The 13,362-nt window shown below is 37.2% G+C and carries 9 protein-coding genes; 6 read left to right on the top strand and 3 right to left on the bottom strand.

Annotated features, from left to right (window positions below):
• Positions 1 to 8 precede the first annotated feature (8 nt).
• From ABD682_RS04760 to ABD682_RS04740, 5 genes are read left to right on the top strand one after another with little or no spacing between them, the layout of a single operon-like run.
• The gene (locus ABD682_RS04760) at positions 9 to 1,115 is read left to right on the top strand and encodes a HEAT repeat domain-containing protein (protein ID WP_344739595.1); all 1,107 of its coding nucleotides are present in this window, start codon (positions 9 to 11) and stop codon (positions 1,113 to 1,115) included.
• A 2-nt stretch (positions 1,116 to 1,117) separates the two neighbouring features.
• Positions 1,118 to 2,548 (top strand): glycosyltransferase family 2 protein, encoded by a 1,431-nt coding sequence (locus ABD682_RS04755; RefSeq protein ID WP_344739593.1) that lies wholly within the window; start codon positions 1,118 to 1,120, stop codon positions 2,546 to 2,548.
• Between the two features lie 12 nt (positions 2,549 to 2,560).
• Positions 2,561 to 4,987, top strand: a complete 2,427-nt coding sequence (locus tag ABD682_RS04750; protein WP_344739591.1) for a sulfatase-like hydrolase/transferase — start codon at positions 2,561 to 2,563, stop codon at positions 4,985 to 4,987.
• Between the two features lie 5 nt (positions 4,988 to 4,992).
• Positions 4,993 to 6,243: a YaiO family outer membrane beta-barrel protein gene (locus ABD682_RS04745; protein ID WP_344739588.1), complete on the top strand. Its 1,251-nt coding sequence runs from the start codon at positions 4,993 to 4,995 to the stop codon at positions 6,241 to 6,243.
• A gap of 20 nt (positions 6,244 to 6,263) precedes the next feature.
• Positions 6,264 to 6,815 (top strand): class I SAM-dependent methyltransferase, encoded by a 552-nt coding sequence (locus ABD682_RS04740; RefSeq protein ID WP_344739585.1) that lies wholly within the window; start codon positions 6,264 to 6,266, stop codon positions 6,813 to 6,815.
• Between the two features lie 4 nt (positions 6,816 to 6,819).
• On the opposite strand, the gene hflX is transcribed toward ABD682_RS04740, so the two are convergent.
• A complete protein-coding gene (gene hflX, locus ABD682_RS04735) occupies positions 6,820 to 8,037 on the bottom strand; it encodes a GTPase HflX (RefSeq protein WP_344739583.1) in 1,218 nt (405 codons plus the stop codon).
• Positions 8,038 to 8,088: 51 nt separating this feature from the next.
• Here hflX and ABD682_RS04730 point away from each other — a divergent pair, with 51 nt between their 5' ends.
• Positions 8,089 to 9,057, top strand: coding sequence for an endonuclease/exonuclease/phosphatase family protein (locus ABD682_RS04730; RefSeq protein WP_344739581.1), 969 nt, complete (start codon positions 8,089 to 8,091; stop codon positions 9,055 to 9,057).
• 1 nt (position 9,058) lies between these two features.
• On the opposite strand, the gene ABD682_RS04725 is transcribed toward ABD682_RS04730, so the two are convergent.
• Together ABD682_RS04725 and ABD682_RS04720 are read right to left on the bottom strand one after the other, a co-directional pair.
• On the bottom strand, positions 9,059 to 10,492 hold the full coding sequence (locus ABD682_RS04725) for a DUF5689 domain-containing protein (RefSeq protein WP_344739579.1): 1,434 nt from the start codon (positions 10,490 to 10,492) through the stop codon (positions 9,059 to 9,061).
• 12 nt (positions 10,493 to 10,504) lie between these two features.
• On the bottom strand, positions 10,505 to 13,306 hold the full coding sequence (locus tag ABD682_RS04720) for a carboxypeptidase regulatory-like domain-containing protein (RefSeq protein WP_344739577.1): 2,802 nt from the start codon (positions 13,304 to 13,306) through the stop codon (positions 10,505 to 10,507).
• Positions 13,307 to 13,362: the final 56 nt, after the last annotated feature.

The raw sequence follows: 13,362 nt of genomic DNA, 5'->3' as shown, positions 1-13,362 counted from the left end.
AAGTAACCATGATGGAGCCCCAAAACATCTTAACTGCTTATAAAAATTTTCCCCACCTCATTCAAATTACCTGGGGAACTACGGCTGTATTGATTATAGCAATAGTTATACTTACCATAAATTTAAAGTTTTGGCGAGCTGCCAAACGAAAAAAAGAAGCCAATCAACAAAAGGCCCAAGCAAAATTTGAAAGTTTAATCTTAGAATATTTGTATTCTCAAAATGACAATCCTAATTATCTCTCCACTAAACAGTTAGTGATTATTGATGCTTTCGCTCATCCTATTAAAGTGAAATGGAAACGTCGGATCATTGTTAAAATACTTTATAACTTATTGTCTGAGGTTTCGGGAGAAATGTCGGATATCATTAAGAAATTTTATTTCAGAACAGGACTTTACAAATATGCTTTATTCAAATTAAAATCTAAAAAATGGGAGGTTATTGGAAAAGGTATCGAGCAACTCACTCGATTTAAAATCATTGAGGCCCATCAGCGCGTAAAACCGTTCTTGAATCATCCTCGTGACGAGGTTCGAAAGGAAGCCCATATTTACATGGTAAGCTTATTTGGTTTTGAAGGTCTCTCGTTTCTCAATACAATTGAGGAGCCGATGTCTGAATGGGCTCAGATCGAAATTTTGGAAACCTTACAGGAAATTGAAAGTCAGGAGTTTTGTGATATTAAACTGTGGTTAAAATCCAATAATAGATCTGTGGTGCTATTTGCCTTAAAACTGGCCAAAATATATAATCAGTTTGAAGTAAATGAAACCTTAATGGAACTCTTATCACATCCGGACAAAGATATTCGGGTGCAAACGATTGAAGTACTCACACATTTATATGGTATCGAAGCCAAGGAAATGCTGAAGGCCAACTTTAATGATCTAAGTCTGGAAGAACAAATTAGTTTCTTCAAGCTTCTGGAAAAATTAGTGATGCCAAATGATGAACCCTTTGTTGAAAAACATCTGTTCCATAAAAATTTCGAAATACAATTATTAGCCCTTAAAATTTTAAAATCTATCAACCTAGACAAATTCTTGCATATTAAGGAGGATACTGAAAAAAGCAGTAACTCCGATATTCTGGAGTATGTAAACAACCTATAATTATGGATACCAGTACGGTAAATATTATTTTAAAAATTCTACATTATCTCTTCTTCGGATTTGCGTTTTTGGCTATTCTATCCTATATCGTTCTATCTGTAATTTCGGCCAAGGAATCTATAGAATATCTCAAGAAAAACAGTTTTGTGAATTATAAAGATATTTTGTCTTCTTCCATGGCGCCAACAATAACCATTATCGCTCCGGCCTACAATGAGAGTTTGAATATTGTAGAAAACGTGCGTTCGTTGTTATCCAATCATTATACAAAATATAATGTGATCATTGTAAACGACGGCAGTAAAGATGACAGTCTGGAAAAATTAATCGAAGCTTACGATCTGGAAAAAGTAGATTTCATTATTAATCAAAAAATAAAAACCAAACCATTACGGAAAGGTGTTTTTAAATCTAAAAACCCAGCCTTCGAAAAATTATTAGTTGTTGATAAAGAAAACGGCGGTAAGGCCGATGCTCTAAATATTGGATTGAATATTAGTAAAAGTAAATATGTAGCCTGTATCGATGTAGATTGTTTACTGCTTGAAGATGCCTTACAAAAAATGATAAAACCCTTTCTGGAACAAACCGAGAAACGCGTTATTGCAGCAGGTGGTGTTATCAGAATTGCTAATTCCTGCAAGATCCAGGGAGGGCGCCTCTTAGATATTAATCTACCTAAGAATCTTATCGTACAATCTCAAATCCTGGAATATTTAAGAGCCTTTTTATTAGGTCGTATGGCCTGGAGTCGCTTAAATGGTTTACTAGTAATTTCAGGTGCGTTTGGGATTTTCGATAAAGAAATTGCCATAAAAGTTGGCGGTTACGATACGAATACGGTAGGTGAAGATATGGAATTGATAGTTCGCATGCGCCGATATATGGAGGAGCAAAATGAACCTTATCTGGTATCTTATATTCCCGATCCGTTATGCTGGACGGAAGCTCCCGACAATTACAAAACCTTAATATCTCAACGAAATCGCTGGACTCGTGGCACTATTGAAACACTGAGAAAACATCGGAAGATCGCATTTAATAAAAATTATGGTGCCTTTGGATTACTAAGTTACCCTTATTGGCTATTCTTTGAACGATTATCCCCGATCATCGAAACCATTGGATTAGTATATTTTGGAATATTGCTGGCATTACAAGAAGTGCGCTGGGAGTATGCCTTATCTTTTTTAGTTTTAGCCTATACGTTTTCTGTCCTATTTTCATTGGTTGCTATTTATTCGGAAGAATTTACATTTCATCAATATAAAAAGAAAGGAAATGGCTTTAAACTCATCCTGTTGGCAGCATTAGAACCTCTTATTTTACATCCAATAATTCTATATGCCGCTTTAAAAGGGAATTACGATTACTATTTCAACAAAACAAAAAAGTGGGGCACCATGACCCGAAAAGGATTAGCTACAGCTTAAAACCAAACAAAAATGAACCTAAAGTTAAATAAAGAGAATTTTATAAGATACTGTTACGCCATTATAGCGCTGACCTCTGTATTTTGGTTGATTAGTATAACCGAAATAATTCTGTCTGATGCCATACAAGGAAATTATCTAAGCACCCTTATGTTTAAACTTACCAACGATTTTTGGGCAGGATTATTCATAGGCTTAGTTTGTTTTCCGGTTTTTTACCTGTTGAATATTCTTTTAGGCAGGAAATCTGTAAATGTTATCATTGGCTTTTTTGTTATCCTTGTTCTGGTTCAATTTTCGTTAGTAGAATATAGCTTGACCACCAAAGTAAATTTAGGCGCAGATATTCTGGGGTATTCTTTTGATGATGCTTTTATGACGGTTTCAAAATCTGAATCCTATTCCATAGCCTTTTTCATACCTTTTATAGTATTTCCTCTGGCATTGATCCTTTTGTATAAATTCTTTCAAAAGTGGTTACTCGAAAAAACTTTAGTCGCTTTAGGCTTAATCCTCATCGTGGTATTTGGAGGTATAAAACTGGTTTTTTCTGATACTTCTAAAAACCTTAATGAAAATAAAACCGCCTTTTTATTTACCGATGTTTTAAAATACCAAAACGAGCAACGCTTATTGAACAGTTATCGTTTTGCAGACCGAAATGATTATCCACTCCTTCAAAATTTCAAAAATAACAAGGATGTATTATCGCCCTTTTTCAATTTGAAATCTGAAAAACCAAATATTGTTTTTATTGTAGTTGAAGGTTTGGGTGGCGAATTTGTGGACAACGATGTTTATAGTGGCTTTACACCATATATCGACTCTTTAATTACTGAATCTCTGTACTGGAAGAACTTCGTGAGTAACACCGGACGTTCCTTCGGAATTTTACCATCTCTTTTCGGATCACTGCCGTATGGTGATAAGGGGTTTTTAGAAAAGAAAGATATCCCATCACATCTGTCATTGATCAGCCTACTCAAAGCGAACCATTATCAAACCAATTATTATTCAGGTGGGCCATCTGAATTTGATAGAAAAGTTAATTTTCTGGATTATAACGGTGTTGATAATATTATTGATGTTTATAAATACGGAGCTGATTTCAAAAAAACAGATACCGACGATCAAGGCTTTTCATGGGGTTATCCTGATGATGCTATTTTTCAAAAAGCATTAGAAACCATGCAACCTGAGAAACAACCGCGATTAGATATAGTAATGACCATTTCGTCTCACGAACCATTTATTTATCCAAATCAGGAAGCCTACATGGAACAGGTTGATACTGTTTTGAACGATTTACCAAAATCGGAAGACGTTAAAACCCTGATTGAAAACAATAAGGAAATCTTCGGTTGTTTGTTGTATACCGATGCTTCGATAAAGACTTTTATGGAAGCTTATAAAAAACGTCCGGAATATGAAAACACCATTTTTGTGATCACCGGAGATCATCGCCTGATCCCAATTACTCAAAAAGATAAACTGTGTCGTTTTCATGTACCTTTTTTAATTTACAGTCCGCTATTAAAACAACCGGAAACCTTCAAATCTATCTCATCACATCTGGATGTTACACCAAGTTTATTACAGATGCTTTATGCAAATTATAAGATGAATCCTCTGGAAAAAGTAGCCTGGTTAGGAGAAGGCCTGGACACTTCAAAGACTTTTTCCAATCACAAAAAAATTCCTTTGATGCGTTATAAAGGGAGTATCAACGATTTCATTTACAACGATTATATGTATTCTGATGGCGAGTTATTTAAGATAAAACCTGATTTTGGATCTTATAAGGTGAATGAAGAATTACTGTTTAAAAACATCACTGATTCATTAAATGCGTTTAAAAAATTGAACGCTTATGTAACAACTCAAAATAAGATCTTCCCTGAAGATCTCAATGTTTATGCTACCCCTACGATAAATTTTACGGATGCTCAGGTGGCCAAGATACAAGAACTTTCAGACGGAAAAACCTTTGACGAACTTATGATCCTTTCTCGTGATTTAGCTCATGAGAAAAAATTTAAAACAGCCCGATTACTGTGTGATTATATTATTAACGAATATCCTAATTACACAGATGCCCGCGTATTAAAAGGGCGCACCCTCGCCTGGGAGAAAGATTATAACGCCTCTGAGGAGGTGTTATTACGAACCCTGAAACGTGCACCAAATTATGAAGATACTTATGAAGCTTTATTGGATCTGTACTGGTGGTCTGATCAGGAACAAAAATCTGAATCAATATTTGATCAAGCCAGAGAAAATAACATTCAAAACCCGCAGCTAGAATTCAAAATGGCCAAAGCTTATAGCCGATTGAATAAAACTGAAAATGCCAAAACCATATTAGATAGTCTTATTGCCAAATATCCTGAAGTAGCTGAATATAAAACCTTCGAAAACACTTTAAACCAACCGCAGTAATTACCATGAAACAATATATTGTCGTAATATTTTTATTAATAGGCTCCTTTACTTATTCCCAAACAGAGGTCTTTAAAGGCGATCCCGATCGTGCTTTTGAAGTGGCTCGAGAGCTTGCCTTTAACAAAAAACGGAAACAAGCTCAGGATACTTTGCTTTTAATTTTGACCAAATATCCTGATTACCATGACATACGTTCCTTTTTAGGAACCACTTATTCCTGGGATGGCGAGTACAAAAAGGCACGTAAAGCTTTTGATTATGTTTTAAAACGAAGTCCGGAGCGACTTGACACCTGGACAGCCGATATAAAAAATGAACTCTACGCAGGAGCTCCGGTGGAGGCCATACAAAAGGCCAATACGGCTTTAGAATATTTTCCAGATGATGCAGAACTTTTATACTTGAAAGCCAGTGCTCAGGAAGCTGCCGACAATCCTGAAGACGCTTTAATTACTATTGAATCTAATCTTGAGTTACATCCGGATCATGAAAAATCCCAGATATATAGAACCAACCTAAAAAATAGATTGAGCTTAAATACCATAGGATTACGCTCAGCGGTCGATTTGTATTCGGAACGTTTTGATCCTATGCAGTATTATACGCTCCGTTATGGAAAAGCAACAAAATATGGAAGTATTCAGGCAAAACTTAATTTTAACCGAAGGTTCGCATCAAACGGTTTACAAGCCGAAATTGATTTATATCCAAGAATAACCACAGGGTTGTACGCCTATGCCAATTTTGGTTATTCTGATTCTTTCCTGTTTCCTGATATCCGTTATGGTGCAGAACTTTATAAGACCTTACCTAAAAGTCTTGAAATTTCCGCAGGTTTCAGAGCCTTGAAATTTCAGACTACCACTACTATTTATACAAGTTCCATTGGTTGGTATAACAAAAATAATTACTGGGCTTTACGTGGTTATCTTACGCCCGGCGAGCCTAAAGCCAGTATGTCTGGTATTCTAACCTTCAGACATTATCGCTCGGATGTCAATAATTATTTTAGTATTGATGCAGGTGCCGGATTTTCACCTGAAGAAAACCGATTCAATTTCAATAACGATCAAAATGCGATCGTAAAATTATTGTCGCAAAAACTAAATTTCGGTTATTATTTTTCATCAAAGAACAAACAGAATCTTTGGGGTTTACAAGCCGGAGTTGCACATCAGGAAGATAATTTAAACTACGGTTCATATTTTTGGATCTATTCATTTTCCTTATCTTGGGATCTCATGTTCAAATAGAAACAGACTAAGATCAATTAATGAAACAAAAACTAAAAACCGCCCTGGCATTTGCTAAAAATATTTTCGAAACCGGAGCCATTTCCGAAACAAGTCGCGATGCTGAAATTGCTATTTGCAAACACCTTTCTAACGCCCCTAATAAGGTTTTTGTTGAATTTGGAATTGGTCATGGTAACATTACCCAGGAAATTTTAAATAGCATTTCTAAAACTTCAAAATTATATGCTTTTGAAGTCAATAAAGATTTTTGTGATCATGTAAAAGAAACTATTCCGGACGAACGTCTTATCGTTATCAATGAAGGAGCTGAAAAGATAAAAGAATTTGTAAAAGAACCTGTAAACGGTGTAGTGTCATCAATACCCTTTTCGTTTTTCAGTAAAGAAAAAGCCTTTGCCATTTTACAAGATGCTTATGATCTCATGGAAGATAATGCCTATTTCAATCAGGTATTATATACCAAATTCAACTTCAAAAAATTTCAAAAAGTATTTGACGATTGTAAAATGAGCTCCAATAAAAAGTTGCTTACCGAATATATTTATTATTGTAAGAAATCAAAAAGCTAAAGGGCTATTCCATTTCCTCATAATTGTAATCAGGATATAGGAAATTATTGTAAGGAAAACGCGTAACGTGTATGGAACGAACCTCATCGTAAACCCGTTTTCTAAATTCTTCCAGGTTTTCTTTTTGGGTAGCCGAAATAAATAAGGCATTATCCCCTATTTTATTCATCCAGGTACTGCGCCATTCATCCAGGGTGTAATGGCGTGATGTTTTTTCAGTTTCCAGATCATCCTCATCCAACGGTTCTGCTTTGTAGGCATCGATCTTATTGAAAACCATGATCGTAGGCTTATCACTACTGTCAATTTCACCCAAAATCTTATTCACAGATTCGATATGTTCTTCAAAATTTGGATGTGAAATATCAACTACATGTAAAAGCAGATCGGCTTCGCGTACCTCATCCAAAGTACTTTTAAAACTTTCAACCAATTGTGTTGGCAGCTTTCGAATAAATCCAACGGTATCACTTAACAAAAACGGTAAATTTTGAATCACCACTTTACGAACGGTGGTATCCAGTGTTGCGAACAATTTGTTTTCTGCAAACACATCACTTTTACTGATCACATTCATTAAGGTCGATTTCCCCACGTTAGTATAACCCACCAAAGCCACACGCACCATTTTTCCACGGTTTCCACGTTGCACAGCCATTTGTTTATCAATGGTTCTCAACCGCTCTTTGAGTAAGGAAATTTTATCACGAACAATACGGCGGTCAGTCTCGATCTCAGTTTCACCCGGTCCGCGCATACCAATACCCCCTTTTTGTCTCTCAAGGTGGGTCCACATACCACGTAAACGAGGCAGTAAATATTCACATTGAGCAAGTTCTACCTGAGTTCGGGCATAACTGGTTTTGGCGCGCTGCGCGAAAATATCCAGAATAAGATTGGTTCTGTCTAAAACCTTTACTTTAAGAATTTTACTGATATTACGTTCCTGTGCAGCCGATAATTCATCATCAAAAATAGCAGTGTCAATATCATTTTCAGCGATATAATTCCGAACCTCATCCATTTTTCCGGTACCAATGAAAGTTTTCGGATTAGGCATATCCATTTTTTGGGTAAAGCGTTTCATGGCGTACCCTCCTGCCGTGAAAGTTAAAAACTCCAGCTCGTCCAAATACTCTTTCAATTTGGTTTCATCCTGATTCTTGGTTACTAAACCAATTAACACAGCTTTTTCTAAAGCTACATCTTTCTTTTCTATCATGCTGCAAAGTTAAGCAATTATAGCTATTTTTAATTTTTATATTATTGAATTATGTCTCATTCTTCTAATGAAATTCCTGTTCAGGACAACATGCAAACTATTGGTTTTTACAATCTTGAAAATTTATTCGACCTAAGTAATGACCCTAACACCAACGATGATGATTTTCTACCGATGTCTTCAAAACGCTGGACACCGAAACGCTATCAGAACAAACTTCGGAAATTAGGTTTTGCCATTTCAAACATTGGAAGACAAGAAACAGGAAAACATCCGGCGTTAGTAGGTTTGGCTGAAGTTGAGAATGCCAAAGTGATCCGGGATCTTCTTAGTTCTGAATACCTTGAAGAATACCGTTATGATTATATTCATTTTGATTCCCTGGATGAACGTGGCATTGATGTGGCTTTAATTTACGATACTGATGCTTTTAAAGTATTACATACTGAAACCTTCGGAGTTTTACTTACGGATGAAGATGGCGCTCCGGATTTTACCCGCGATATTCTGAGAGTTTCCGGTTTACTTGATAATGAAAAAATCCATCTCATCGTGAACCATTGGTCCTCCAGACGTGAAGGTGCTGAGGAAACTAGTCCAAAACGCATGGCCTCTGCAGAAAAGGTTGGTTATATTATTTCCCAAATTCGAGACACTGAACCTAAGGCTAAAATTCTGGTTTTAGGGGATTATAATGATGAACCGCAAAGCGAAAGCATTCAGTATATTGTTAATAACTGCCAACTTTACAACCCTATGGAAACCTTAAAGTCGTATAAACGCGGATCAGTAAATTTTAAACGACAATGGTTTTTGTTTGACCAAATATTATTGAGCACCACTTTTTTTAAACCCTCACAAACCGAATTCGAATTCAGCAAAGCCGAAATTTTTGATGAAGATTTTCTGAAATTGTTCAACGGCCCTTTCAAGGGGTCACCATTCAGAACCTATGTTGGTTCAAAATATAAAGGTGGTTACAGCGATCACTTTCCGGTGTATGCAATCTTAAAAAAATAACTCAGTTCTGGTAGCTTATTTTCACTTCATCTAATTCATAAACACCATCAAAACTGTCCTGCCCACCTCCGGTATATTTAAATGCGATATGAATGGTTCCGCTTAAACAAGAAAGGGCTACCGGCCCGGAATTAAACCAGGGTGCAAAAGGATCGGTGTCTTTAACAACATAGGCATCTTCAAGCACCTTCCAGGTTGCTGATCTTATATTTTCTTTACGTCCATCCCAGTCGGAAGAACAAAGCACTTCCATAAAACTGCTATCTGCTCTGCTATTTGATGTTTTAAATTGAAGGGTGACGCCACTGTAATTATCGAGATCAATAGACGGCGTAATGAGCCACCCGATATTACTGAGATCTCCGGAGCTCGCCGAGTTAAAACGTGCCGAGCGGCCAATTGAAGCGTTGGACGACGACGACGAAAATGCTTCCCAGCCTTCACTTCCGGCTTCAATATAATTCGTCCAGCCACTTCCTTCAATTAATTGATTATTACGTTCCAATTCAAAATCATCATAAAACAAAATACCCTCGCCAACAGAATTTGACAATCCACAGGAAACCACCTCAGGGTCGCAACGATCAGCTTTTTCATTGGTAATATCAGACCGGCTGTTTATTAAAAGCACATTAAAATCATCACCGTAATCCCGACTGAAAATCCCCTGAATATCAAACGTGCCCTGAGGTAACAATTGTGCTTTAAAATCTGAAAACGTACTGGTTTGTAAAACGCTTGAAACGCCCGATGCACAACTTTCCAAATGCCGAAGTCCATCAAATTCGTCATAGGATTCCGCCGCAAAACTCGCCCCTAATTCAAATCGGTTCAACTGTACATCTTTAAGCATCACCAAAGTGTTTTCATCGGCCTCTTCCAGATTCTCCCAAGTTTCAATTTTTGGTGTTATCGAAACGATGTCCTGTGTTCTTAAAACAATTTTTTTATATTCAGAAGCCTGAATAGGCTCCACCGTGGCACCAGTGCCTTTACCCAAAGTAAATACCCCTTCAGTTTCGCCAACAGTTAATCCATTTACTTTTACATATACTTTTTGACCGAATTGATAGGTGTCGGATAAACTGGAAGCATTAATAGCGATTTTTATGCCCAGTCTCGGATCATTATCCAAGTTGGAATCATCTGTTTTATTTTGAATAATCAGTTCCTTATAAAAATTCCCCGCACGATCTGAAGAGATCACGTACCCCTCGATAAACAAGTCTGTATCGCTCTCGATTACAGCAGTGTCATTCCCCGCATTAGCGGCTTGATCATAGATCGATTTAACCACCTTGAAGGTCGTGATTTGTGAAGCGGGAATATCCAGATCTTCCGCATGATCCGTGGGAATATCAAAAGGACCATCCTGTACACAAGAACTCAAAAAACAGATCAAGATAATCCAAAATATACTTTTAATAGCTTTCATTTTTAATTGATTTTAAAATCTGTAACTTACGTTAACAAAGTAAGTCGTACCTCGTCCGTACCAATACTTCGGTCCAAAAACAGGTTTATCCAAAGCCTGATCATCGCGTAATTGTCTGTAGTTGGCATTTCTCGCCTGTTCAAAGCCACCTGTTTTAAATTTTTGATCAAACAGATTATTGATACTGGCAAAAAAACTGATGTATTTATCTCCAATTTTAAAAGATTTTCCACCGATCAAATTCATGAGCATATAACCTTTAAACTGTTCTTGAGCTAATAGGCTTTTGGCCAAATTCTCATCGTAATCATTAAAAACCTGACCATCAAAATCGGTAAAGAAATTGGAACTTCGTGTTAGAGGACTTACATCTATATAGGCATGCGACAACCAATTCGCTGTGGCTCCCATAAACCAATAATCGGGATCGCGATACTCGAAACCCAACGCATAAGCTTGTTCCGGACCTGCAGCTAATCTGTAGTTCTTTAAATAAGACTTGCCAAAATCATTAAAGCCATCAATAAAACCGGCTTCTTCGGCGCGTTGATTGGCTTCCGTGGTTAAATATAAATTTGGGTTATTAGCATAGGTATATTGACCTAATGAAGTAACACCTTTTAAACTCAATGTGCTGGTAACCTTTGCTTCAATTCCTAACTCAAGGCCCAAACGTTTGGTGTTTACACCTTGTAAGATCTCCTGAACAAACGCTGTATTATCCCCTCCAATGCCGTCAGCAAAAAAGAAGGCGATGTCGTTAGCATCCTTTACGGAAATAAAATAACCGGTTAATCTGGCTTTCAAGATACTAGATCGGAAATAGTAACTCAGGTCGGATGCCAGAACTTTTTCCTGAGTCATGTTTGGAACAGTATTTTGATTTTCTCTGGGGTTTGTATAACTGTTCTGAATGGTTGGCGCTCTTGAAATATATCCCAGATTAGCGTCCAGTACATGTTTTCCTGAAAGTTTATAATTGCCCCCCAACTTTAGTCCAAATTCAGGGAATTTCAATTTTTCTCCGGCACCCAGAGAATTTTCTGAGAAAGCACCGTTTTGATAGATCCCTTGTCTTTGATATTGGGTAAATCCAAACTGACCAGACAGGTACATATCGACCTTGGAATACTTAAGTTCGGCTTTAGCAAAAGTCTCCAAAACCTGCGCATTCAATTGATAATGATATTTGAATTTTTCGCCCTCGTGAACGAGCCGGTTCGGATGGAGCAGATCATTTTGCGCAGCGTTTATATTCTCAGCAAAACCATCGATATCCAGATAAGTGTTTGCTCCTAGTAAATCAATAACTTCAGCGTAATTTTCAGAATTTAAGGATGTAAAATTGATAGCCGAATTCAGAGTAACATGCTCAGAAATTGTTTTGTTTAAAATACCGTTGAAGGTGAATTGTCTATCACTCACCACATCAGCATACAAGGCGTAAATAGCATTGCCGCCTAATTTTGTATTTGCAATATTGGCTTCGTAAAGTTGGTTCCAATCGAGTTGACCATCCTTTAAAAATGTTTCCAAAGCGAGATAAGCATTCCCAAGATTTTCAGGGTCATTCCGTTCAAAATAACTCGGTAATTTTTGATAATAGGTCGGACTTGGATTCGTGCCGCCACCTTCGGGAAATCCATGAACGAGATCGGTTCCCTGATAATCCAAACGACTGTTGGAAAACCTCCCAAATTGATACGCAACATTGGTGTTCAGGCTGGTCTTGGAATTGATTTCCCAGTTATGATTCAACATCAAAATAGGTTCGTCAACCGTTTTTATCCGGGCATTGCGCTTGATCCCGTTTTGGTAGCCCCAATACGGATTGTATTTTATACCTTTTAGATCGTATACTTCCTGGGTATTCGGGCCAGCTTTACCACGTTTGTTTGGGGCATAAATCCAGGTAAAATTCAAGCTTTGTTTGGTACTGAGTTTTCTTTCAACAGAAATAAAAAATGAATTTGCGTCATAAATAGTACCTTCCTGAAAGCCACTGTTTCCCCAACGCCTTCCTAAAGCTATGGTATAGGCCCAACCATTTTCCAACAATCCTGAAGCATAACTCGCCATAAGTCGGTTACTATAACTTCGATTGGCACTGGAATAGGTTAGATTTCCACCGGGTCTTGCATCAGAAGCCCTGGTATTGATATTAGTGGTTCCTATAACACTTCCAAAATTATAATCGGATGGTACCAACCCAGAATTAAATTCCTGATTGCGCAAAACATTGTTAAGTCCGCCCCAGTTACTCCATTGTGGTTTCCCATTAAATAATTTATTCATTCCAATGCCATTAATAAGTACTTTGGAATTTTGAGAAGACATCCCCCGTAAACTGAAAAACGCCTGACTAAAATCAAAGGCTGCCGCACGTTGAAACACATCAAGTGATGCTAAAAGCAACCCGGAAATATTATCAGCACCGCCGTCAGCTTGATCCAATTCATCATCAGTTAAGGTAATAGCAAAACTATCCTGATTAGTTTGATAATCTCGATTTAAGGTCATGTCACTAATATTTAGTGTTTCGCCTTCTTGGATCACAATCGGAAAACGCTTCGTAACGTATCCCTTTTTCGAAATCTTAATAAATTGTTCACCTAACGGAAGGGTAGCCGAAATTCTAAATATCCCTAAAGCATCGGTAAGGGTTTTGAGGTCGGTATTCTCCATAGAAACAGTAACACCTGACAAAGGTTGGAAAGAAACGGCATCTTTAACACTTCCTGTAAGCTCAGTAGCTTGAGGGAAGCATAAATGAGGGCCTAGTCCAATGGACACGATAAGCAGGATTTTGTACATATGCTGTTTGGGGCTAACAGTTAAATTCCTTTTACGCGTTTGAAAATGTACAGCAT

Source organism: Gaetbulibacter aestuarii, from assembly GCF_039537665.1.
Lineage (GTDB): Bacteria > Bacteroidota > Bacteroidia > Flavobacteriales > Flavobacteriaceae > Gaetbulibacter_A > Gaetbulibacter_A aestuarii.
The sequence above is the reverse complement of the archived record's forward strand: the minus strand, read 5'-3'. Positions and strand labels throughout refer to the sequence as shown.